Source organism: Leucobacter luti, assembly GCF_004217175.1.
Taxonomy (GTDB): domain Bacteria; phylum Actinomycetota; class Actinomycetes; order Actinomycetales; family Microbacteriaceae; genus Leucobacter; species Leucobacter luti.
Window position 1 is genome coordinate 571316 of the sequence record NZ_SHKI01000002.1, and the last position, 22893, is coordinate 594208.

The 22893-nt window shown below is 70.5% G+C and carries 18 protein-coding genes; 9 read left to right on the forward strand and 9 right to left on the reverse strand.

All coding sequences use genetic code 11. From position 1 onward, the window contains the following. The first annotated feature begins 30 nt into the window (after nt 1–30). From EV139_RS02385 to EV139_RS02410, 6 genes are all read left to right on the forward strand, one after another. Nucleotides 31–1572: an ABC transporter substrate-binding protein gene (locus EV139_RS02385; protein WP_237465833.1), complete on the forward strand. Its 1542-nt coding sequence runs from the start codon at nt 31–33 to the stop codon at nt 1570–1572. Nucleotides 1573–1650: 78 nt separating this feature from the next. Further along, nucleotides 1651–2592, forward strand: coding sequence for an ABC transporter permease (locus EV139_RS02390; protein WP_130452699.1), 942 nt, complete (start codon nt 1651–1653; stop codon nt 2590–2592). Continuing rightward, on the forward strand, nt 2589–4397 hold the full coding sequence (locus EV139_RS02395) for a dipeptide/oligopeptide/nickel ABC transporter permease/ATP-binding protein (protein WP_130452700.1): 1809 nt from the start codon (nt 2589–2591) through the stop codon (nt 4395–4397). The genes EV139_RS02390 and EV139_RS02395 overlap by 4 nt, the downstream gene beginning before the upstream one ends. Next, a complete protein-coding gene (locus EV139_RS02400) occupies nt 4394–5242 on the forward strand; it encodes an ABC transporter ATP-binding protein (RefSeq protein ID WP_130452701.1) in 849 nt (282 codons plus the stop codon). The genes EV139_RS02395 and EV139_RS02400 overlap by 4 nt, the downstream gene beginning before the upstream one ends. A gap of 170 nt (nt 5243–5412) precedes the next feature. Next, nucleotides 5413–7563, forward strand: a complete 2151-nt coding sequence (locus EV139_RS02405) for a DEAD/DEAH box helicase (RefSeq protein WP_420029133.1) — start codon at nt 5413–5415, stop codon at nt 7561–7563. 300 nt (nt 7564–7863) lie between these two features. Beyond that, complete coding sequence (locus tag EV139_RS02410) at nt 7864–8241, forward strand: HNH endonuclease (RefSeq protein ID WP_130452703.1); 378 nt, start codon at nt 7864–7866, stop codon at nt 8239–8241. Here EV139_RS02410 and EV139_RS02415 read toward each other — a convergent pair. The 7 genes from EV139_RS02415 to EV139_RS02445 all read right to left on the reverse strand — a co-directional run bounded on the left by EV139_RS02415 (nt 8238) and on the right by EV139_RS02445 (nt 17278). Then, entirely contained in the window at nt 8238–9368 is a 1131-nt protein-coding gene (locus EV139_RS02415; RefSeq protein WP_130452704.1) for a type IV toxin-antitoxin system AbiEi family antitoxin domain-containing protein, read from the reverse strand. The genes EV139_RS02410 and EV139_RS02415 overlap by 4 nt on opposite strands. A gap of 632 nt (nt 9369–10000) precedes the next feature. Further along, the gene (locus tag EV139_RS02420; RefSeq protein WP_130452705.1) at nt 10001–11413 is read right to left on the reverse strand and encodes an aldehyde dehydrogenase family protein; all 1413 of its coding nucleotides are present in this window, start codon (nt 11411–11413) and stop codon (nt 10001–10003) included. Between the two features lie 309 nt (nt 11414–11722). Continuing rightward, on the reverse strand, nt 11723–12931 hold the full coding sequence (locus tag EV139_RS02425; protein WP_237465830.1) for a multidrug effflux MFS transporter: 1209 nt from the start codon (nt 12929–12931) through the stop codon (nt 11723–11725). Next, entirely contained in the window at nt 12928–13926 is a 999-nt protein-coding gene (locus EV139_RS02430) for an alpha/beta hydrolase fold domain-containing protein (RefSeq protein ID WP_241988951.1), read from the reverse strand. The genes EV139_RS02425 and EV139_RS02430 overlap by 4 nt, the downstream gene beginning before the upstream one ends. A 154-nt stretch (nt 13927–14080) precedes the next feature. Next, complete coding sequence (locus EV139_RS02435; protein WP_241988941.1) at nt 14081–15145, reverse strand: alpha/beta hydrolase; 1065 nt, start codon at nt 15143–15145, stop codon at nt 14081–14083. Between the two features lie 2 nt (nt 15146–15147). Then, nucleotides 15148–16113 carry an aldo/keto reductase gene (locus EV139_RS02440; RefSeq protein ID WP_130452706.1) on the reverse strand — a complete coding sequence of 322 codons (966 nt, stop codon included), beginning with the start codon at nt 16111–16113 and terminating at the stop codon, nt 15148–15150. Between the two features lie 49 nt (nt 16114–16162). Continuing rightward, nucleotides 16163–17278: a zinc-binding dehydrogenase gene (locus EV139_RS02445; protein ID WP_130452707.1), complete on the reverse strand. Its 1116-nt coding sequence runs from the start codon at nt 17276–17278 to the stop codon at nt 16163–16165. A 137-nt stretch (nt 17279–17415) separates the two neighbouring features. Here EV139_RS02445 and EV139_RS02450 point away from each other — a divergent pair, with 137 nt between their 5' ends. Next, nucleotides 17416–18822 (forward strand): amidohydrolase, encoded by a 1407-nt coding sequence (locus EV139_RS02450; RefSeq protein WP_130452708.1) that lies wholly within the window; start codon nt 17416–17418, stop codon nt 18820–18822. 120 nt (nt 18823–18942) lie between these two features. On the opposite strand, the gene EV139_RS02455 is transcribed toward EV139_RS02450, so the two are convergent. After that, on the reverse strand, nt 18943–19680 hold the full coding sequence (locus EV139_RS02455) for an SDR family NAD(P)-dependent oxidoreductase (RefSeq protein WP_130452709.1): 738 nt from the start codon (nt 19678–19680) through the stop codon (nt 18943–18945). A gap of 134 nt (nt 19681–19814) precedes the next feature. Between EV139_RS02455 and EV139_RS02460 the strand changes: the two genes are divergently transcribed. After that, entirely contained in the window at nt 19815–20804 is a 990-nt protein-coding gene (locus tag EV139_RS02460; RefSeq protein ID WP_130452710.1) for an aldo/keto reductase, read from the forward strand. A 64-nt stretch (nt 20805–20868) separates the two neighbouring features. On the opposite strand, the gene EV139_RS02465 is transcribed toward EV139_RS02460, so the two are convergent. Continuing rightward, nucleotides 20869–21588 carry an alpha/beta fold hydrolase gene (locus tag EV139_RS02465; RefSeq protein WP_130452711.1) on the reverse strand — a complete coding sequence of 240 codons (720 nt, stop codon included), beginning with the start codon at nt 21586–21588 and terminating at the stop codon, nt 20869–20871. A gap of 195 nt (nt 21589–21783) precedes the next feature. On the opposite strand from EV139_RS02465, the gene EV139_RS02470 reads away from it, so the two are divergent. Further along, nucleotides 21784–22758, forward strand: coding sequence for a methyltransferase (locus tag EV139_RS02470; protein ID WP_130452712.1), 975 nt, complete (start codon nt 21784–21786; stop codon nt 22756–22758). Nucleotides 22759–22893 lie beyond the last annotated feature (135 nt).

The following is a 22893-nucleotide window of genomic DNA, read 5'->3' on the forward strand; positions in this document are numbered from 1 at the left end:
ACACATGTCCGAAAACCGAGAGAAGTAGACATGATGAAGAGATCACTCACGGGAATCGCAGCCCTCGCGGCCGCGGCTCTCGCCCTGACCGCGTGCTCGAGCGGCACGGCAGCAACCGACGGCGGCGACGGCGCCGAGTCGGCCGCGAAGCCGCTGAGCATCGGCAACTTCCTGGACGTCACCTCCTGGGACCCGTCGCTCGCCGACGTGGGGTTCGACGGGCCGTACCTGTCGGCAATCTACGATCCGCTCCTCGCGATCAACGGCGATGGGGAGCCGCAGCCGGCGCTCGCGACCGACTGGGAAGTCTCAGACGACTTCAAGACCATCACCATGAACCTGCGCACCGACGCCACGTTCTCAGACGGTGCTGCGTTCGACGCCGACGCTGCCGTCAAGAGCCTCGACTACCTGAAGGCTGGCGTCCGCTCGCAGGAGGCGTACGTGAAGGTCGACAGTTTTGAGGCGGTCGACGAGGACACGATTGAGATTCACCTCACCGAGCGCGACGACACGATCCTGTACTACATGGGTCTGGGCCGCAGCTACATGATGTCGCCCGAGGCGATCGACGCCGGCACGCTCGCGGAGACCCCGGTCGGATCCGGGCCCTACACCCTGGGCGCAGATTCGGTTCCCGGCGCGGAGTACCACTTCGCGAAGGTCGCCGATCACTGGGACGCGGCGGCATTCCCGTTCGACCCGCTGACGGTCAGCCCGCTGTCCGACGCGACCGCGATGCTCAACGGCATGGAGAGCGGTCAGTTCAACCTGATCTACGGCGACAAGACCGCGACCGATCTCGCGCCGGACAACAACTGGAACGTCGCGAGCGGCCTCTCCACCTGGGTGGGACTCCAGTTCAGTGATCGCGCGGGAGCCACCGAGATGGGCAAGCCGCTCGGCGAGCTCAAGGTGCGCCAGGCGCTCAACTACGCGTTCAACGGGCCCGAGATGGTTGAGACCATCGCGCAGGGCGTCGGCGAAGCAACCAACCAGGTGTTCCCGGTCGGAACCCCCGGCTACGTCGAGTCGCTCACGGGTGAGTACCCGCCGAGCATCGACACCGCGAAGAAGCTCCTCGCCGAGGCCGGGTACGCCGACGGGTTCGCCGTCACGATGCCGATGGCCCCGCCGTTCCAGCCGTGGCAGGCGATCATCGAGCAGACGTTCACCGAGCTCGGGATCACCGTCACCTGGAAGGAGACCGACTTCATGCAGTACATGTCGGTGGCCCCCGAGTACCCGATGTTCGTGGGTGTCATCGCGATGGATTCGAACCCGATCGCCACGGTCGAGCGCCAGATCGCCAACCCGCAGTGGTACAACCCCACTCCCGGCCTCGAAGCGTTCCCCGAGGTGCAGGCGCAGGTCGACACGGTGCTGACCGCAGCCCCCGGCGACGAGCAGCTCGCCGAGGTCGAGAAGCTGAACGAGCTGGTCACGCAGAACGCGTTCTTCTCGGTGTGGGCCCAGTCGACGAACACCTACATCTCGGTGGCGGACTTCACCGTCACGCCGGTCACGGGCATGATGTTCCCGACGCTGCGTCAGATCGCGGTCACGGAGTAGCAGTCACGGGTGGGGTCGCGCTCGCGCGGCCCCACCCACCGTTTCAGACCACCGATCCCATCCGATCTCGGAGTACCTATGCTCACCTTCACGCTTAAGCGACTGCTGTCTGGTGTGATCCTGCTGGTTGTCGTTGCGACCGGCACGTTCTTCCTGGCTCACGCAGCGATCCCAGACCCCACGCTCGGCCTGCTCGGCAGCGCCGCCACCCCGGAGGCCCAGGCGGCCCTCGCGCAGAAAATTGGCACCGACCGCCCGGTGCTCGTGCAGTTCGGTGAGTGGTTCTCGAACATCCTCCGCGGCGACTTCGGGGTCTCGTGGAAGAACTTTCAGCCGGTGAGCGCGCAGCTTGCCCTCAAACTCCCCGTCACCCTCTCAGTGGTGACCGCCGCGATCCTGCTCTCCGCGCTGCTCGGCGCCACACTCGGCGTGCTCGCCGGGCTGCGTCCAAACAGCTGGATCGACCGGGTGGTCAAGGCCGCGGCCGTGATCCTGTTCGCGCTGCCCGGGTTCTGGGTTGCCCTCGTGCTCGTCATGACCTTTGCGGTCAACCTGCGCATGTTCCCGGCGGTCGGTTACGTACAGCCCACCGAGTCAGTGGGGGGTTGGCTCCAGTCGATCACGCTCCCGGCGATCGCCCTCGCGCTCGGCGCGGTCGTGATGATTGCCGAGCAGCTGCGCAACGCCATCATCCAGGCCGATCAGCAGGACTACATGCGCACCCTGCGCAGTCGTGGCCTGCCCGGCTGGCGTCTCGTGATGCACCTGCTGCGCAACGCCGCACCCGCCTCACTCACGATCCTGGCGCTCATGTTCGTGGGGCTCCTCTCCGGCGCGATCATCGTTGAACAGATCTTCGCGCTCCCGGGCATCGGTCCGCTTACGCAGGCATCGTCACAGAACGGCGACATCCCCATGCTGCTCGGCATCACGGTGATCACCGTGGTGTTCGTTGTCATCGTCAACTTCCTGCTCGACATCCTGCTCGGCTGGATCAACCCGAAGGCGCGTGTGAAATGACCACCCCGCTCACCGACTCACTCGACACCCGCGGCGGCCGCCGCGGCTCGCTGCTCACCCGGCTCCTGCGCCGGCCGGCCGGCGCCATCTCGATCGGCGTGCTCGCGCTCATCGTGATCGTCGGGGTGCTGGCGCCGTGGCTCGCTCCGTACGATCCAAACTTCGTCGACCTGTCGATCACGCGAGCGCTGCCGAGCGCCGAGCACTGGCTCGGCGGCGATACCACCGGGCGCGACGTTGCGAGCCGCCTCATCTGGGGTACGCAGGTCACACTCTGGGGCGCACTCGTCGCGATCGTCACCGCGCTCGTTCTCGGTGTGCCGTCCGGGCTCGCCGCCGGCTACTACGGCGGGAAGACTGACCGGATCGGCAGCTGGATCAGCGATGGGCTGCAGTCGATCCCCGGCATGGTGATCCTGCTCATCGTGGGCGCCAACACCGGCAACAACTTCAACATCCTCATGATCACCGTCGGCGTCTTCATGGCGCCCGGCTATTTCAGGCTCACCAGGTCGACGGTGCTCTCCGTGCGCGGCGAGGCATACGTCGATGCCGCGAGGGTCGCCGGGCTCTCGGACGCGCGGATCATGGTGAAGCACGTGATCAAGCAGGTCACGGCCCCGATCGTGATCCAGTCGGCGCTCACCGCTGGCATGGCCATGGGGATGCAGGCCGGTCTGCAGTTCCTCGGGATCGGCGGGGGGACCACCCCCGGGTGGGGCGCCGCAATGAACGAGGGCTTCAAGGTGATGCGCACCGATCCGATGCTGCTTCTCTGGCCGTCGCTCGCGCTCGGCATTACGATTGCCGCGCTCGCGGTGCTCGGATCAACGCTCGCCGACGTGATCAGCGTGAAGACCCCGACCGTCTCGCGTCGGGACCGGAAGCGAATTGCCGCCGCGAACGCGGCGAAGACGCCCGCCGGCACGACGAGCACCACCGGGTCTATCTCGGTGGCCGCCGTTGACTCCGCGGTGCGCCTCGAAAACCTCCGGGTGACCTACGAGACGCCCGATGGCGAGGTTGAGGTGGTGCACGGCATCACCCTCGACGTCTCGCCGGGTGAGGTGCTCGGAATCGTGGGGGAATCTGGATCTGGCAAATCGCAGACCGTGTTCTCGATGCTCGACCTGCTCCCGAAATCGGGGGCCTACACGGCCGACGCGATCTGGATCGGCGGCGAGGACGTGACCACGCTCTCGAAGCGCGAGCGCGCCGAGCTGCTCGGCCACGAGATCGGGTACATCCCGCAGGAGCCGATGACGAACCTCGACCCGTCGTACACGATCGGGTTCCAGCTCACCGAGCCCCTGCGCGCCGTGCACGGGATGACGAAAGCGGAGGCGCGCGAGCGCGCGCTCGCGATGCTCACCCGGGTGGGAATCGTTGATCCGGCACGGGTGATGCGGTCGTACCCGCACGAGCTTTCCGGTGGAATGGCGCAGCGCGTGCTGATCGCCGGGGCGATCTCGGGAAAGCCGTCGGTGCTTGTCGCGGACGAGCCGACCACCGCCCTCGACGTCACGGTGCAGGCGGAGGTACTCGAGCTGCTGCGCGAGCTGCAACAGGAGTACCAGATGGCCCTCATCATCGTCACCCACAACTTCGGTGTGGTCGCCGACATCTGCGACCGCGTGGTGGTGATGCGCAGCGGGTCGATCGTTGAGATCGACGATGTCGCGCCCATCTTCGCGCACGCCGAGAACCCGTACACCCGCGACCTCATCGCGGCGTCCCTCGACGGTGCGGAGAGCCGCACCGAGCTGGACCGCCTGGCCGTCGCAACTCAGGAGGGACCCCGATGAACGCGCAGACGCCCCTGCTCACCGCCGAGAACGTCGTCGTCGACTACGGCACACGCCGCCACCCAAACCGGGTGCTCCACGAGGTGTCCCTCGAAGTGGGGGACGGAGAGTGCGTGGGGCTCGTCGGCGAATCCGGATCCGGCAAGTCGACGCTCGGCAAGGCGATCCTCGGGCTCGTGCCCGTCGCTTCCGGCAAGATCACCTTCGACGGGCGCGACATTACACACCTGAAGAGGCGTGAGCGGCGTGAGCTCGCGAAAGACATCCAGGTGGTGTTCCAGGATCCGTACGGCTCGCTCAACCCGATGATGACGATCGGGGAGATCCTCGCCGAGCCGCTCGCGACCGCCGGCGTCGGCCGCGCGAAGGCCCGCCGAACCGTCAACGAGATGCTTGAGCGCGTCAACCTGCCCGCGAGCGTGAGCGACCGATTCCCGAGCGAGTTCTCTGGCGGGCAGCGGCAGCGGATCGCGATCGCCCGCGCGCTCGTGCGGCGGCCCCGGCTCATCATCTGTGACGAGCCGGTGAGCGCGCTCGACCTCACCACCCAGGCCACCGTGCTCGAGCTGCTCATCGATCTGCAGCGCGACACGGGGGTGTCGTACCTCTTCGTGTCGCACGATCTCGGCGTGGTGCGCCGCATCTGCCACCGGGTCGCCGTCATGTACCGCGGCAACCTCGTTGAGGTGGGCGACGGCGAGCAGGTGACCCGCGATCCACAGCACCCGTACAGTCAGCGCCTCCTCGCGGCCTCGCCCGTCGCGGATCCGGCACAGCAGGCTGAGCGTCGCGCGGAGTGGCTCGCGCTGCGGGCCGCGCACGCGCGCGACAGCGCCGCCGCCTAGTCAGCTGCGGGCGGGAGGCGGGGTGGTGGCGCGTCGGGCGTGGCTTGGCGGCGGGTCGGGCATGGCCGGCGCGCCGCCCGATCGCCGGGGCCACGGCACGGCCTGATGCCGCGAGCAGGAACTGTTCATCGGGAGCGCAAACTATTCTTGCAAAGTCGGGGTAGAATAGTATGATGACCTCTTCTGAGAACACCGAATCCACAGACGCCGCCGAAGCCGCGGCCGTCGTGGTCGGTGACACCGCTGCTCCCACCGAAACCCAGGGTGAGCGCGCAAGCTTTGCCGATCTCGGGTTGCCCCCCGAAGTGCTGCGCGCCGTCACCGGTCTGGGGTACGAAACCCCCTCCGCCATTCAGGCGGCAACTATCCCGACCCTGCTTGAGGGACGCGACGTCGTCGGCCTCGCGCAGACCGGAACCGGCAAGACGGCGGCCTTCGCGCTGCCCATCCTTGCGCGCATCACGCCCGGCCAGGGTGTGCCGCAGGCCCTCGTGCTCGCCCCCACCCGCGAGCTCGCGCTCCAGGTGTGCGAGGCGTTCGAGAGCTACGCCGCGCACCTGCCCGGCGTGCACCTTCTGCCCATCTACGGCGGTCAGGCGTACGGTCAGCAGCTTTCGGCGCTGCGCCGCGGCGTTGACATCGTCGTGGGAACCCCCGGCCGCATCATGGACCACCTCAAGCGTGGCTCGCTCGACCTCACCGAGATCAAGTACCTCGTGCTTGACGAGGCCGACGAGATGCTGAAGATGGGCTTCGCTGAGGACGTCGAGACGATCCTCGCCGACACCCCCGCAGAGAAGCAGGTCGCGCTGTTCTCCGCGACGATGCCGGCGCAGATCCGCCGCATCTCGCAGCAGCACCTGCGCGACCCGCGTGAGATCAAGATCGCTGGCAAGACCCAGACGAGCTCGAACATCACGCAGCGCTACAACGTGGTGTCCTACACGCAGAAGCTCGACGCCCTCACGCGCATCCTTGAGGTCGAGCCGTTCGACGGCGTGATCGTCTTCACGCGTACGCGCGGCGATTCCGAGCAGGTTGCTGAGAAGCTGCGTGCGCGCGGGTACTCGTCGGCGGCGATCAACGGCGACATCCCGCAGAACGTGCGTGAGCGCACGGTGCAGGCGCTGAAGGACGGCTCGCTCGACATCCTCGTGGCCACCGACGTCGCCGCCCGTGGTCTTGACGTTGAGCGCATTAGTCACGTCATCAACTACGACCTGCCGATCGACACCGAGTCGTACGTGCACCGCATTGGCCGCACGGGCCGCGCCGGCCGCAAGGGCGACGCGATCAGCTTTGTGACGCCGCGCGAGCGCCGCCTGCTCACCGCGATCGAGAAGGCGACCAAGCAGCCGCTCACGCAGATGCCGCTGCCCGGGGTCGATGAGGTCAACGCGACCCGCCTGTCCCGCTTCGACGACGCGATCACCACCGCGCTCGGTGAGACGGCCCGCATTGACCGCTTCCGCGACATCATCGCGCACTATGTGCGCAATCACGATGTGCCCGAGACCGACGTTGCCGCCGCACTCGCTGTCGTCGCGCAGGGGGATACCCCGCTGCTCCTCACCGAGGACGACGACCGCAAGTTTGAGCGTGACCGCAAGCAGGCGCGCGCCTTCCTCGAAGAGGACCCGCGTGCCGGCCGCGACCGCCCGGCCCGCGAGGACCGCGGCCCGCGCGAGCGCCGCAGCGACCTGAAGATGTACCGCATCGAGGTCGGGCACCGCCAGAAGATCAACCCGGGCCAGATCATCGGCGCGATCGCAAACGAGGGCGGGCTCACCCGCGACGACTTCGGCCGCATCCAGGTGCGCGACGACTTCTCGCTCGTCGAGCTCCCCGCGCAGCTCCCGGGCGGTGCGCTCGAGAAGCTCTCGCAGACCCGCATCGGTGGCAAGCTCATCGAGCTGACCGAGGATCGTGGCGGCCCCGGCTCGCGCGGTGGCGATCGTGGCGGCTACTCCCGCAACGACCGTGGCGGCGATCGCGGTGGCTACGGCAACGATCGTGGCGGTGACCGCGGCGGACGCGGTGGCTACGGCAACGATCGTGGCGGTGACCGCGGCGGGCGCGGTGGCTACAGCAACGACCGCAACGACCGTGGCGGTGACCGCGGCGGGCGCGGTGGCTACAGCAACGACCGCGGCGGCTACGGCGGCGACCGTGGCGGCAGCAGCTACGGCGGCGACCGCTCGGGCGGCAACCGCTACGGTGGCGACCGCAACGACCGTGGCGACCGCGGCGGCTACTCCGGCGGCGACCGCCGCGACCAGGGCCCCAACCGCTCCGACGGCAAGCGCAAGCCCCGCTGGTAGCAGCCTCTGAGTCTCGCACCCCTTCGCCCATCGGGCGGAGGGGTGCACTCGTTTCAGGGAGCGTGGAGGCGGCCTGGGCTGGCCTGGGCCTGGATCTGGCTGCGCGTGGGCGGGCCTGGGCCTGGGCAGGTCCCGGCCTCGCCTCGCCTCGCCTGGCCTGGCCTCGTCTTGCCTGGGCTGGGCCTAAGCCTGAGCTAGGGGGGCTGAGCTAGCGGTGGGGCTCGCGCGTGCAGTGAGAGCGTAAGGCTTGCCTCGGCGTGGGGGTGCCTGCCGCGTCCGCGGCGTCGATAGCCTTGAGGCGTGCCACCCCGTCGAAAGCGCTCGTCTGCCACTCAATCGGCGGCGACGCGAGCCCGCTATGCACAGCGCCGCCAGAACCGACTCGCAAAGGTCGACAACGACCTCACCGATGCGCAGTGGGGGCAGCTGCTCGATGCGTGGGCCGGGTGCGCGTACTGCCAGGCGGAGGCTCCCGCGCTGCAGCGCGACTGCATCCAGCCGGTCTCCCGGGGTGGCCGCTACACCCTCACCAACGTCGTCCCCGCCTGCGCGTCGTGCAATGCCAGCAAGCACAACACCGAGGTCACGGGCTGGCTTCGCCGCAAGAAGCTCGACGAGCGCGCGTTTTTGCTGCGCCACGCCACGATCCTGCAGTCCCTCGCGCCCGACGCGGACTAGCCGCTCGGGGGGCCGCGCCCGAAAGTTGCGCCGCCAGAACTCGGGAGCCGCGCGAGGAAGCGCCTGATTTCCGGGCCGAAGCGTCGGGTGGGAGACCCGGGCACGGGCACCCCAAAGGCGGTGAGCCGCGCGGCGAATCGAGCCGCGGTAGCAACGTCGGGTGCGCCCCACCGGATCCCGCGGCGCCCGGTGACACCGGTCACCCAATCGTGCCGCCGCTTCTCCGCGTACACCACCTCCGCGGCTGACTTGCCGCCCCGAAACGCGTCGTCAAGGTACTTCTGTTTCCCATCGCACTCGCCGAAGAATGCAAGCGCGAGCAGCCAGAAGTCCAAGTGAAGCGTTCCGCCGTGCTCTGAGCGGACCGGATGCTGCGGCTCGACGTCGATGCCGAGCTGCAGGAAGCGGAGCCGGCTGACGCTCTCCAACGGCGAGTCTGCGCGGGGGTCTGCCAGCGCGGAGAGGGCGCGGGCCTGGGCGATGCCGGCGCGGCCGTGCGCGGCGGCGATCATTGCGTTGAGGCGGGCTTGCCAGGCGCGCCACCCGGCCATATCTACCAGTGCGCCCACGCGTACGGTCTCCCGCAGATACTGGTCCGCGCAGGCCAGTGCCACCTCGAACGACTCGCTCCGAGCAAGGTCGAACAGAGTGCGCTCCGCGGTCGTGAGTCGCAGCCCGGCGATCCGTGTGGTGTGCGTGAGGTCGACTGATTCGTGCAGGTACTGCACGTGCGGGTTTCGCGACCCGCGGTACCCGGGCCCCACGAACTGCCTGGTCGCCAAGGGATTATCGAGGGTGGCCGGCCGGTCGTGATGCGCCACCCGCACTCCCGTGGACTGGAGCCAGCGAGACCAGACCGGCAGCCCGTGCAGCGTGGCGGCGGACCGCTGCGCGAAAAGCGGATCCGTGCGGGACGCACGCTGGGCCGCCCAGATCGCCGCGAGGTGCTTCGCTTCAGCGGGAGCCTCCCGCCAGGTGTCGGGATCTGCGTACCAGCCGCGGCGTGGTCGGATCAGCTCGCCCGAACGGACGCGGCGCGCGAGGCTGTGGCCGGTGTGACCGGCGCGTATGAGGTCTTGGGTGGGCGTGAGTAGGGCGCGTGCAGTTGGGTTGAGTGGATGATTCATATCTGCAAGCGTCCCCGACCAGCGGCGGGTGCGGTGCGGATATCGCGAGACTGTGGACAACCCCCGCTGGCTTCACCGCTATGGCTGACTGTGGACGAGTGAGCCGGGCGGGATGGGGTGAGCTGGCGTCGGGGTGCGACCGGCCGCGCTGCGCGGGCTCGGCGCTGCGGCACGTTGCGCCGCAATTCCGACCCGGTGCTGCAGATCCGACCCGCTGCGGAGGGGCCGGGGGCCCGTCAAACGGGTCGGTTGTGGGCGGAGGGGGCGGATCTGCGGGGTGGGATGAGGCGGGGCGGGGCGCTGGGTCGGTGGGCGCGATGCGGTCTCCGGCGGGGCGGGCGCACCACAGATCCGACCCGGTGCTGCAGATCCGACCCGTTGCGGAGGGGCCGGGGGCCCGTCAAACGGGTCGGATGTGGGCGGAGGGGTCGGATCTGCGCGGGACGGAGCGAGGTGGGCGGGGCGGAACGAGGTGGACGGGGTGGAGCGAGGTGGGGTGGGGTGGGGTGCGCGCACCGCGCACCGCGCACCGCCGACCCGCCCCCACCGCCCACCCGCACACCGCGGCCCCCGGCCCGAACGCGGTGCGCGTCGGGCCGGGGGCCGCGGTGCATCGGGACGAACCCGAGCGGTTAGCCGCTAATCACGTGCTGCTCGGCGACGGCCTTGAGACCCTCGACGCCGAACTCGCGCCCGTAGCCCGACTGCTTCGCCCCGCCGAACGGGATCATCGGGTGCAGCCCGCCGTGTGAGTTGATCCAGGTGGTGCCGGCCTGGAGGCGGGCGGCCACGGCGAGCGCCGCCGAGCGATCGGCAGACCAGACGGAGGAGCCGAGGCCCACCTCGAGCTCGTTCGCGAGGCGCACGGCCTCGTCGAGGTCGGTGTACCGGATGATCGGCAGCGCGGGTCCGAACTGCTCCTCGAGCACGAGCTCCTGGTGCGGGTCGATGTCGGCGATCAGCGTGGCCGGGTAGAAGTTGCCTACGGCCTCGCGGTCGGGGTTGCCGCCCAGCACCACGCGAGCGCCCGACGCCTTCGCCGACTCGACGAGCTTGTCGACCACGTCGAACTGGGCGCGGTTCTGCAGCGGCCCGAGCACATTGTTCTCGTCGAGGCCCACGCCCATCGGCACGTTGGCCGCGACCTTCGCGAGCTCGTCGACGACCGCGTCGTAGATCGAGTCGTGCACGTAGAGGCGCTTCAGCGCCGCGCACGTCTGCCCGGTGTTGATGAACGCGCCCCAGAACAGGTCCTCGGCGATCGCCTTCGGGTCGGCGTCGGGGAGCACGATCCCGGCGTCGTTGCCGCCGAGCTCGAGGGTGAGTCGTGTGACGTTCGGGGCCGAGGCCTCAATGATGCGCTTGCCGACCGGGGTGGAGCCGGTGAACATGATCTTGTTGATCTTGGGGCTGCGCGTCAGCGCGTCGCCGACCGTGCGGCCTGGGCCGGGCACGATGTTGAGCACGCCCTCGGGGAGCACCTGGTTCATGACGGTGATGAGCGCGAGCACGGACAGCGTGGTGGTCTCGGCGGGCTTCATCACGACCGTGTTGCCCATGCGCAGCGCGGGCGCGATCTGCCAGATCGAGATCATCATGGGCCAGTTCCACGGGGAGATCGCGCCGACCACGCCGAGCGGGCGGTAGTGCATCTCGGCGTAGCCGGACTCGTCGTCGACGAGCACCTCGACGGGCAGCGGCGTGTCCGCGGGGGTGCGGGTCCACGCAACGCAGCCGCCCACCTCGAAGCGGGCGTTCGGTCCGTTGAGCGGCTTGCCCTGCTCGCGGGAGAGCAGTTCGGCCAGCGCTTCGGCGGATTCTTCGATCGCGTCCGCCGCCTTGTGGAGGTAGGCGCTGCGCTCGGCGTCGGGGAGTGCCGCCCACGCCACCTGGGCTGCGGTGGCCGTGTCGATCGCCGCCTCGAGCGCCGCGACGTCCTGGACGGGAGCGTCGCCGATCTTCTCGCCCGTCGCCGGGTCGAACACCTCGCGCGTCTCGCCACCCTGAGGGGTGATCGCCGCAAGCAGGCTGTCGTAGGTTTTCATGGATCCTCCACTTCGAGTCCGGTCAGTAATTTCAGCGTAGACGGTTGCCCCGCGGTGGGCTTGTCTGCGGCGGCACCGCGGTTGTCTGTCGGTGCCCAGTATCTGGGGGCCGGATGTGCGGGCCCTCGGTGCCCGGTGGGTGGCTGCTCAGAATCGGGTGCCGGATCGCGCTGCGGGACCCGGACCCGGCTCGGGTCGCGCCGCCCGAGTGCGCCCGCGGCGGGCACCGCGACAGCCCGCCCCGCCGCCCCAGACCCCGGTGCGCGAAGCCGCAGACGCCGGCCGCGCACAACGACAGCCCGCCCCGCCCTACTCGCCGCGGGGTGCGAGCCGCCGCACGGCGAGCACGGCGACGAGCGCCGCCGCACCGGACCCGGCGGCGATGCTCGACACCATGGTGACGGCGGAGGTGCCGGCGAGCCCGGACACCACGGGAGCCGCGACCGCGCCGGCCGTGAACGTCGCCATCCCGAGCAGCGCGGCTGCGGTGCCGGCCCGGCTCCCGTGCCCGCCGAGCGCGATCGTGGTGCCGTTTGGGCCGCCGAGCCCGTTCGCGCCGAGGAAGACGGCCAGCAGCACGATCACAGCGATTGCGGGGGCGCCGGCCAGCGTCGCACCGAGCAGCACGATCGCGGCGACTGCGCCGGCGACCTGACCGGTGAGGTACATTCGCACGGTGCCGAAGCGCGTCACGAAGCGGCGGCTGAGCTGCGCCCCGCCGAGCTGCGAGAGCGCGTTGATCGCGAACACCACGCTGAACAGCTGCGGAGTGAGTCCGTACTGATCCTGCAGCACGAAACTCGACATCGACAGGTAGGAGAAGAACGCGGCGCCGCCGAGGCAGGCCGCCGCCATGAGCGCGACGAACAGGGGGTCGCGCATCACGACACCCACGTGCGAGACGGTGGTGCGGAGCACGCCGCCCGTGTGCCGGCCCTCGGTGAGCGTCTCGCGGAGCCCAAACTGGGCCACGCACACGAGCACCACGCCCACTCCGGCAAGTACGAGGAAGATGCCGCGCCAGTCCATGACGCGAGCGAGCTGGCCGCCGATGATCGGCGCGATGATCGGTGTGAGCGAGGTGACGAGCGCCAGCAGCGAGAGCATGCGCGAGAGCTCGACGCCGTGGAACAGATCCCGGGCCACCGCCATGCTGATCACCACGCCGGCGGACCCGGCGAGCCCCTGCAGGAAGCGGGCGACGAGCAGCACCTCGATCGTGGGCGCCAGCGCGCACACGGCGGAGAGGATCGCGAACAGGATCACTCCGATCACGAGCGGTCGTTTGCGCCCGAAGCGGTCCGAGAGCGGGCCGGCCACGAGCTGCCCGATCCCGAGCCCGATCATGCACACCGACATGGTCGCCTGCCCGAGCGCGTCTGACGCCCCAAGCGACCGCGCGAGCTCGGGCAGCTGCGGCAGGTACAGGTCCATCGAGAGCGGGCCGAAGGCCTCCAGCGCGCCGAGCACGAGCGTGATGCGCAGGAGGCCCATGGGGCGGCGGGACGCGCCCGTCATCGGGTGAGGATCCTGCGCCACCAGCTGTCGCGCGCCGCGTTCGCGGCCAGCGACACCTCGGCGTCGGGGGAGAACCCCGTGAAGCCGTGGTAGGCGCCCGACCACACGTGCAGCTCCGCCTGCCCGCCCGCGGCCCAGATCGCGCTCGCGTACGCGGTCGCCTCGTCGCGGAACACCTCGGCCGAGCCCACCTCGATGAACGCGGGCGGCAGGCCCGTGAGATCGGTTGCGCGCGCCGGGGCCTGGTACGGCGTGACTGCGGCGGTGCCGCGCTCAGCGCCGAGCATTGCGTCCCAGCCGGTGTCGTTGTTTGAGCGATCCCACGCCCCGATGCCGTCGTACTGCCAGGACGACACGGTGTCGTTGCGGTCGTCGATCATCGGCGTGTTTACGAGCTGGCCCGCGAGGGTCGGGCCGCCGCGGTCGCGCGCGAGGAGCGCCACCGCGGCCGTGAGCCCGCCGCCCGCGGACGTGCCCGAGACTACGACGCGGTCCGGATCGACGCCGAGCTGGGCTGCGTGCGCGGCGAGCCAGGCGAGCGCCGCGTAGCAGTCCTCCGCGGCTGCGGGGGCCGGGTGCTCGGGGGCGAGCCGGTACTCCACGGCCACACCGACCACGCCGTGCCGCTCGGCGAGGTCGATGAGCTCGCCCGTGCCGAAGAAGCGCGTGCCCAGCACGTAGCCGCCGCCGTGGATGCCGAGCACCGCGGGGCGCCCTGGGCCGGACCCGCCGGCGCCTCCGGGCTCATGATCGCCGGCGGCGTCGTTCGCTGCCGGGCGCACGATAGTCACGGCGACGTCGGGCGCGCCGGGCGGTCCGGGGATCACCCGGTCCTCCCAGGTCACCGCGCGCCCCTCGACCTGCGCGGCCATCGGTTGGATGATCGTGGCAAAGTGGTCGCGGTTCGCGATGATGGTGTCGGCGCGGAGCGGGATCCGCTCGACCAGGTCGAGGAAGAACTCGAGGCCGGGCAGGAGCGCCGGATCGTAAGGCACGGGTGCGGGGCGGGGCCTGGGCGGCGCGGCACGGTACCGCGCTGCGGCCGGCTCGTGCGCCGCGGCCGGGCTCTGCTGCGCGTCCGGACCCTGCGCCGCGGCCGGGCCCAGCCCTGCGGCCCAGCCCTGCGGCCCGGGTGCGGATTCGCGCGGCTCAGCCACGGTCGCCCCCGCCCAGGATGCGCCGCAGCCACGAGTCGCGGGAGGCGAGCGCCGCGCGCGTGATCTCGGCCTCAGGCGCGTACATGTCGAAGCCGTGGCAGCCGCCGGCCCAGACATGCAGTTCGGCCTCGCCGCCGGTGGCCCAGATGCGCCGCGCGTAGTCGGTGTCCTCGTCGCGGAACATCTCCGCGGCGCCCACCTCGATGAACGCGGGCGGGAGGCCGGCGAGGTCCTTCGCGCGGCTCGGTGCCGCGTACTCCGGGGCGTCGTCTGCGTAGGCGAGATCGGGGCCCAGCACGCTGCGCCAGGCGAGCAGGTTCGCGTCGCGCTGCCAGGTGCCGATTCCGTCGTACTGCAGGCTCGACACCGTGGTGTTCGTGTTGTCGAGCATGGGGCACAGCAGGAGCTGGCCGGCGAGCGCGGGACCGCCCCGGTCGCGCGCCATGAGGGCCACGGCCGCGGCGAACGCGCCGCCGGCGCTGCCGCCCATCACGATGAGTTGTTCCGGGTCGCCGCCGAGTTCGGTGGCGTGCGCCGCCACCCAGCAGGTGGCGGCGTAGTTGTCCTCGACCCCGGCGGGGAACGGGTCCTCGGGGGCGAGGCGATACTCCACGTTCACGCCGATGACGCCGTGGCGGGCGACGAGGTCGGCGACCCTGCCGTGCTCCCACGCGCGGTGGCCCACGATCATTCCGCCGCCGTGGAAGTTCACGAGGAGCGGCAGGGCCCCGGGGCGAGGGTGCTCCGGTCGAAACACGGTGATCTCGAGCGCTGGCGCGCCGGCCGGGCCGGGAATGCGCAGCTCCTCCGCGGTGATCGGGAGGGTCGCCGCAACCGCGGCGGAGTCAGGAAACGCCGGCCCGCCGCCGCGCATGAGTGGGAGCGACTCCTCGCTGAGCGGGGGCTGCCCGCTCGCGTTGAGCGCGTCGAGCGCGGGGATGACCTCCGGATCGAACGGGACCGGCGGCAGCTGCGGGGCGCCGAGTGCCGCGGGCGGTGCGGGCGGTGCGGCCGAATCTGGCCCGGTGTGTGCGTCGTCGTGGATGATCTGGCTCACGGTTACGGTCCCTCCGGATCGACGAGGCCGCGGTCGGCCCAGAACGGGGTGACGCGCTCCCGGATCGCGGCGGCCCCGACACGGTCAAGCAGCGCCAGGCTGCCCAGGTTTGTCTCGAGCTGCGCCACGCTCGACGCCCCGAACAGCGTGGTCGCCGTTGCGGGGTGGGTGAGCGTGAACGCGATCGCGAGCTGGGCGGGGGTGCCCCCGAGCTCTTCGGCGAGCGCGACAAAGGCGGGCACGTCGTTAATGATGCGCTGTCGGATCCCGCCGGGGTCGCGCCCCACCTCACGGTCGGTGGCGACCTTCCCCGCGAGGTAACCGCCCTCCATCACGTCGGACGCCTGCATTGACAGCCCCCGCTCCCAGAGCCGCGCGAACGGTGCTCCGTCGGGGATCGCGCGGCGCGAGACGCTGTACTTGAGCTGGGCGATCTCTGGGCCGGGGATCCCCTCCGCGGCGGCGATGTCGAGCAGCGCCTGCACGTTCGTTGCCGACCAGTTGTTGACGCCCCAGGCGCGGATCCGGCCCTCCGACTGGAGCTCGGCGAGGTTGAGCGCGATGTCGCGCAGGGCGACGTCGTCGCGCCGGAGATCGCCGAGCACGACGAGGTCGGCGTGCTCGGCGCCAACGCGGAACAGCGCGGCGTCGAGCTGGGACCTGAACCCGGTCTGCTCGTCCCAGCCCTCGAGCCACAGCTTCTCGGAGAGCAGATACTCGTCGCGGGCGACGCCGGCCGCGCGGATGATCGCGGAAAATAGGACGTCGGTGAACGCCGGTGGGGATCCCGGCATACTGTAGACGCCGACGTCGAAGAGGGTGATGCCGCGGTCGATTGCCGTGCGCACCAGCCGCACTGAGTCTTCGAAGTGCATGCGGTCGTATATGTGCCAGGAACCGAGGGCGAAGACCGAGGTCTCCAGCTCGCTCGTGCCGATCCGGCGGCGGGGGACTGGCGGGTGAGTCATGGGTGGTCCTTTCACAGCTGAAGTGGGGGCGAGGGTGCTCCGGCCGGAGCTACTCGCGGGAGAGTCGAGGGTCGATGACGGCCTTCACCTCGCGCAGCTCGTGCATGTTCGCAATGCGGTCGGAGGCCTCATCGAGCCCGCAGGGCGCGGAGAAGAGGTCGTCCCAGGGGAAGCGATCAGCGAAGGTGCGGAAGAACTCGATCGAGCGGTAGTAGTCGGAGACATCGCCGTTCAGGGAGCCGACGACGGTGAGCTCCTTGCCCATGACCGCGGAGAGGGGGAACGCGTCGCCGGTGGGGCCGGTCGAACCGACGATCGCGACGGTGCCGCGCTGCGCTGCCATGCCGACGGCCTCCGGGCCGATACTCGGCGCACCCGCGAAGTCAAGCACCAGATCGGCGCCCTGGCCATCCGTGAGTTCGAGCACACGCGCGACCGTCGCGTTGGAGCCGCCCGCGATGTCGATCGTGTGGGTCGCGCCGAAGCGCTGAGCGAGTTCCAAGCGCGCGGCCGGGGCGCCGGCGGTGATCACGGTTCCGGCCCCGGAGATGCTCGCGACCGCGGTGGCGAACAGGCCGAGCGCGCCCGAACCCTGCACTACGACGCGGGAGCCGGGGCGCACCCCGCCGGCGCGGTCGAAGGCGCGGAGCACGGTCTTTGCCGCGCAGCCGGCGGCCGACGCCCAGGTGTCTTTCACCTCGGCCGGCAGGCGCAGCTTCTGCGCGCCGGGGGTCACGTACGCGTACTCGGACAGCCCGGCCGTCGCGTAGGGGAACACATCGGAGCGCTGCAGAAACCCGTACCCGCGCTTCGCGCACGCGACCGGCTGCCGCAGCACGGTGCAGCCGAAGCACTCGCCGCAGACCGATTCAGACCAGCCGATCCGGTCGCCGAGCTGCAGCGGGGCGCCGAGGGCGTCTACAGCCCCGTCGCCGAGGGCGATTACCTCGCCGACCATCTCGTGACCGAGCACCATCGGCAGCATGCCGGGGAACGTCATTTTGCCGGCCCAGATCTCGATGTCGGTGCCGCAGAGCGTGGTGCAGGTGATCCGCACCAGCGCTGCGCCGGGCTCGATGTGTTCTGGGAGCGGGAGCTCCGTGAGGGTGAGTGGAGCGCCGTGCTCGGTGAGCACCGCGGCGCGGGTGGTTGTGGGAATCGTCATTGAGTACTCCGTTCCGAGGGGATCGGCGCGGCCTCGTTGCCCGGGGCGCCGATCATGTAGTTTTATTCTACATACGTTGACCATAAGCGCGAAGTATCTGCATCCGCGCCGCCGGTCCAGGGTCCCAGGGAGGGAACATGACTGATCTTGATGCGCGCGCGCCGCGCGCACACGCCGACCTCGTGCTGAGCGGGGGTGCGATCCTCGCCATGGACGAGGCCGGCACGCGCGCGGAGGCCGTGGCTATCGCCGGGGGCCGCATCGTCGCGGTCGGCGGGGCCGACGAACTCGCGCCCTGGTGTGGGCTGGACACCCGCGTGATCGATCTCGCCGGGCGCGCGGTGCTCCCCGGAATCAACGACTCCCACCTCCACGGCTCCTGGCTCGGCGCGCGCTGGCCACACACGTTCTTCGGGGCCCCGGATCCCGAGGCCGCCGCGCAGGTGAGCGGCACGCTCGTGTCGAGCCGCGCCGAGCGCCGCGCCGCGATCCTGCGCGCGGGGGTGCTGCTCTCCGAGCTGGGTATTACGAGCTACACCGAACCGGGCATCGGCCCCGGCGAGGATGACGGGGAGACCGGCAGCTTCCACAGCGAGGTGATCGACGTCTACCGGGAACTCGCGGCCGCGGGAGAACTGCGGCAGCGCGTCACCCTGCTCGCGCTGCACGGGATCCTCGATGGCCCCAGCGACGTTGCCACCGTGGTCGACGGGATCCGGGATCACGCCGCGATCTCCGCGACGAGCGACCCCGCCTGGCTGGCGATCCCCGGCGTCAAGATCTTCGGAGACCTCATCCCGCTCTCGCGCCAGGCCTGGACCGCGCACAGCTACGACGACGGCACGCACGGCGATCTGCTCGTCGAGGGCGACACGCTCGATGCGAAGACCGCGGGCCTCTCCGCAATGCTGCGCGCCGCGCACCTCGCCGGCCTGCAGGTCGGCATCCACGCCACGGGGGATCGCACCATCGGCCTCGCGCTCGACGCGTTCGAGGCGGCGGCGGCCGAAGCGGGCGCGCCCAGCGTGCGTGAGCTCGGCCACGTGATCATCCACGGCGACCTCGCCACCCCCGCGCAGGTGCGGCGCATGGCGGAGCTCGGGGTGTGGCTCAATACCCAGGCGGGGATCGCGGCGCAGACGGGCGACTGGCTCGCCGGGATGCTCGGTACCGAGGTGGCGGGCGCCGCCTGGCCGCTGGGCGACGCGCTCGCCGCAGGGGTGCTCGTGCTCTCGTCGGACGCCCCCGTGCTCGGCTTTGACTGGCGGCGGGGAATCGCGGACGCAGACGCGCGGATCGTCGCGGGCGGCGGTGCCACCGACGCCGTGAGTGCGCGGGAGCGGTTGCACGGGCTGCTGCGCTGCTACACCGCCGTGCCGGCCGCGCAGGATCGGGCTGGCGAGTGGAAGGGCACGATCGGCGTCGGGATGGTCGCCGACCTCGTCGTGCTCGAGCGCGATCCGTTCGTGGCGGGCGCTGCGGGACTCCCTGGCGTCGCGGTCGATGTCACGGTGCTTGAGGGGCGCGTGGTGTTCGAGCGCTAGGGGCCGTCGCCCGCGCTCAGGACGGAGATCCGAACTCAGGCGGAGGAATTTCGCTCGTTCTCTCCGCCTGAGTTCGGATCTCCTGCGGGAGTTCGGATCTCCTGCGCGGCGTGGCGCCGGCTACGTGAGCAGCTGACCGCCGTCGACCGGGAGGCTCACGCCCGTGATGTGCGCGGCGCCCGGCCCGGCGAGGTAGGCGACCGCGGGGGCGATGTCGGCCACGCGCGCAAGGTCGCCGAGCGGGATCCGGCTCGACCAGGCCGCGCGAGCCGGGGAACCCGCAGGCATTCCCTGCTCGAGCATGGGGGTGAGTACGGGGCCGGGGGCGACCGCGTTGACCCGGATCCCGTGGGACGCCAGCTCGATCGCGGCCCAGCGGGTGACCGAGTCGACGGCCGCCTTGCTCGACTCGTAGGCGCCCATGCCTGGCGTGGGCTGGCGCCCGCCGATCGAGGAGATGTTCACCACCGTGCCACCCCCGCCCGCGGCGATTCGGTGGCGCGCGAACGCCTGGATCATGACGAAGGTGCCGAGCACGTTGACGTCGAGGATTGAGCGGTACGCGGCCGGGTCGAGCTCGGTGACCGCGCCGTGCACGGACAGGATCCCCGCGTTGTTGATGAGTACGTCGACGCCGCCGTTCGGCGCGAGTGCGGCGAATGCCGTGGCTACGGCGTCGGCGTCGGTGATGTCGAGCGTGAGCGCCTCCGCGCCGAGACCGGTGGCCGCGGCTGAGACCGCCGCGGCGTCGCGGTCGGCGAGGATCACCCGGTCGCCCGCGTCAATGAACTCGCGGGCAATGCCCTGGCCGATGCCGCCGGCGCCGCCGGTGATGAGAACGGTGCGGTGTGTGGTCACGGTGACTCCTCTGTCATGGTGGGCCGGCGCGGTGGCGGCGGCACTGGAACGAACCTCACTTATATTATACGATTGTAGAAAATAAACGAGTGCGCGTGCGCAGCGGCGGGCGCGGCTCCTGCGAGGAGGCAGACATGACGTTTACCGGAGTGGTCCCGAAGCGGCGGCTCGGCCCCGGCGGCCCCGAAGTGCCCGTCTTCGCGCTCGGATCGTGGAACACCTGGGACCGGATGGCGCCGCCGGAGCGGCGCGCGCTCATGGGGCGCGCGGTGGAGGTGGGCGCCGCGTTCTTTGATGTGGCCTACTACAACATGGGGCCGCACGCCGAGGCGTCGCGCACTGATCTGCTGTTTGGCGAGACGCTGCGCGAGCTCGGGCTCGCCCGCACCGACTATCAGCTCTGCGGCAAGCTCTGGCTGTGGGAGTACCCCGAGGCGGGGTTCGCCGAGCAGATGCGCGTCTCCCTCGATCGAATTGGCGCCGGGCGCGGCGGTCCTGAGTCGTTCGAGACCGTGGTGGTGGGGGACTTCATGGGCGAGATTGACATCGCCCAGGTGGTGCGTGACGTACAGGCGGAGATCGACCGCGGCAGCTTTGCGAGTTGGGGTGTGAACAACTGGCCGGCGGAGGCGCTGCAGCTCGCGCTCGACACGGCCGCGGCTGAGCGGCTGACCCCGCCGAGCTTTGCTCAGCTGAAGTACGGGCTCGTGCGCCGCAGCATGGCCGAGGGGGAGTTCTACGGCGGGTGGTGCGCGGACGGCACGCTGGCGCTGCAGGCGTCTGATTCATTCGAGGGCGGGATCCTCGTGGGCAAGCTTGCCCCGGCGCGCAAGATCGGCGCCGACGTCGGTGGGATCCGGGAGCGGATCGTTGCGGCATATCCGGAGGTCGAGCGCGTCGCGACGGACTTCGGGGCAACGCCGGCGCAGCTCGGGCTCGCGTTCTGCCTCGCCAACCCTGCGACCGCGAACGTGCTGTTCGGGGCCTCCCGGGTGGCTCAACTCGACGACAATCTCGGCGCGATCGGTGTGCTCGAGCGCGTGGGGCCCGATGCGATTCGCGCGGCGACCGCCGGGCTCTGGCTTGACCGCGACGTGCGCGCCGACGGGGTCTGGGCGCCGTGAGTGTGACCGGGCGGCCCCGGGGTGTGACGGTGTGGGCCGGCCGCGTGGCCGGCCCACACCCGCGCTAGGCCGCGAGGAACTCGAGCGCGGCCGAGCGGAACTCCGCGCTGTCGAGCGCGTCGCGGTGGTCGCCGGGCACGTGCGTGAGCGAGCCGTGTGGCAGCTCCGCGAGCAGCGCCTCGATGCCCTGCGTCATCTGGTCGGTGCTCCCCGCGACGAGCAGCGTCGGGACGCCCGGTGCGGAGTTCTGCGGGGTGAATGGCTCGGACGCGAGGCCCGGGATGAGCTGCGCGAGCGAGGCGGTGTCTCTACCGGGCGCAGAGATCATTCCCGCCATCATGCCGACCAGGGGGGACGTGGGCGCGGCCCCGGCGAGCGCCGAGGTGAGCGCCGCCGGCTCGATCGCGGCGAACGGCTCGAATGGGCTGGCGCCGCCGAGCACGAGGCGCCGCACCCGGGGGCTGCGGCCCGGGAGGTCCCAGGCGAGGCGTGCCCCGAGGGAGTACCCGATCACGTCGAGCGGCCCGGTGGGGGCCACCGTTGCGGCGGCATCGAGGATCGCGTCGAGCACCGCGCTCGTGATGGCGTCCTCGGGGCGCTCGATCGCTGGGCTCGCGCCGTGCCCCGGGAGGTCCACGGCGATGACCGTGCGGCCCGCGGTGCGGAGTGTGTCGACCCAGCCGGGGGTCACGAAGTCCTCGTCCGCGCTCGCGGCGAAGCCGTGCAAGAGCACGATTGGTGGCGCCGCTGAGGCGACGGGGAAGTGGTGCACTGCGAGAGCCATTGGGTGACCTTTCGTCGGTGAAACGGTGACGTGGCGCGGCCCGGATCCGGGTCGTGAGCTGTTTTTCTATGCTAGTAGAAAATAAACCCGCGATCGCTAGACATTTATTATCTACAACTGTAGAGTTTCCCAAAGCATCTACCGGACACCGCCGTCCCGTGCAGCGCGGGCGGCCACTACGCAAAGGACGAGTTCATGACTGCAACTCCAGACCGCATCGTTGACATCGCCATCGGCTTCATGGGCGCAAAGCAGCTCGCGGCTGCCAGCCGGATCGGCCTGTTCGGCGCCCTCGCTGACGGGGCGAAGACCGTCGCCGAGCTCGCCGCGGCGACCGCGCACGCGGAGCGCCAGGTGCGCACGCTCGCCGACGCGATGAACGCGCTGGGCCTGCTTGAGCGCACGGCGGGAACGTACACCCTCGCCCCAGACGCCGCGAAGTATCTCGCGGGCACTGGCGAGATCACCCTGACCCCGTTCATCGCGTTCCTCAACGACATTAGCTACCCGCAGTGGCTCGGCTACGACAAGACCGTTGACACCGACGCGGCGGGGACGCTCGACCTGGACGAGGCCGGTTGGGCCGACTTTATGGCCGGCGTGATGACCTACAACGCGCTGCACGCCGAGCAGTTTGCCGAGGCGTTCGACTTCTCGGGCTACCGCAACTCGCTCGACTTCGGCGGGCTCGCCGCGGGCTTCTCCATCGCCGCGATGCAGGGCAACCCCGAGCTGACGACCCGCTTTGTGTACGCCCCCGGGTTCGCTAACTCGATCGCTGACGCAGCAGCAGCAGCTGGCCTCGCGGATCGGGTCGCCATCGAGGAGGGCGCGACCGAGTCGACCGCTCCCGGCGGCGCGCACGACCTCGTGCTGCTCACCCACGTGCTGCACCGCTTCGACCCCGCGCAGAACCGCGCAATCCTGGCTGCCGCCCGTGACGCGGCCGCTCCCGGGGCGACGCTCATGCTGCTCGACTTCTTCCTCGACCAGGACGGGACCCAGCGCGCGATCGATGCGCTGCACGCCGGCGAGTACTTCAACATCGACGGCACCGTCGTGTACCCAGTTGAGGAGGTCGAAGCCTGGCTCACCGAGGCCGGCTGGAAGTCTGACCGCCTCGTCGCGCTGCCCGGCAGCCCGCGCGTGCTCGTGGCCACCGCGGTCTGACCGCGCCGCACCGCGGAGCCGCTTGGCGGAGCAACTCTGCTGGGCCGCTCCGCTGGCGCGCTCTGCTGAGCCGCTCCGTCGGGCCGCTCTCCTGAGCCGCTCCGCTTCGATGAGCTACGAACAGGAAGGACCGCG

Coding starts and splice junctions, on each gene's coding strand:
- EV139_RS02390 (WP_130452699.1), top strand. CDS start 1,651: ATGCTCACCTTCACGCTTAAGCGACTGCTGTCTGGTGTGATCCTGCTG.
- EV139_RS02465 (WP_130452711.1), bottom strand. CDS start 21,588: ATGGCTCTCGCAGTGCACCACTTCCCCGTCGCCTCAGCGGCGCCACCA.
- EV139_RS02450 (WP_130452708.1), top strand. CDS start 17,416: ATGACTGATCTTGATGCGCGCGCGCCGCGCGCACACGCCGACCTCGTG.
- EV139_RS02395 (WP_130452700.1), top strand. CDS start 2,589: ATGACCACCCCGCTCACCGACTCACTCGACACCCGCGGCGGCCGCCGC.
- EV139_RS02405 (WP_420029133.1), top strand. CDS start 5,413: ATGATGACCTCTTCTGAGAACACCGAATCCACAGACGCCGCCGAAGCC.
- EV139_RS02385 (WP_237465833.1), top strand. CDS start 31: ATGATGAAGAGATCACTCACGGGAATCGCAGCCCTCGCGGCCGCGGCT.
- EV139_RS02420 (WP_130452705.1), bottom strand. CDS start 11,413: ATGAAAACCTACGACAGCCTGCTTGCGGCGATCACCCCTCAGGGTGGC.
- EV139_RS02460 (WP_130452710.1), top strand. CDS start 19,815: ATGACGTTTACCGGAGTGGTCCCGAAGCGGCGGCTCGGCCCCGGCGGC.
- EV139_RS02445 (WP_130452707.1), bottom strand. CDS start 17,278: ATGACGATTCCCACAACCACCCGCGCCGCGGTGCTCACCGAGCACGGC.
- EV139_RS02415 (WP_130452704.1), bottom strand. CDS start 9,368: ATGAATCATCCACTCAACCCAACTGCACGCGCCCTACTCACGCCCACC.
- EV139_RS02470 (WP_130452712.1), top strand. CDS start 21,784: ATGACTGCAACTCCAGACCGCATCGTTGACATCGCCATCGGCTTCATG.
- EV139_RS02425 (WP_237465830.1), bottom strand. CDS start 12,931: ATGACGGGCGCGTCCCGCCGCCCCATGGGCCTCCTGCGCATCACGCTC.
- EV139_RS02400 (WP_130452701.1), top strand. CDS start 4,394: ATGAACGCGCAGACGCCCCTGCTCACCGCCGAGAACGTCGTCGTCGAC.
- EV139_RS02440 (WP_130452706.1), bottom strand. CDS start 16,113: ATGACTCACCCGCCAGTCCCCCGCCGCCGGATCGGCACGAGCGAGCTG.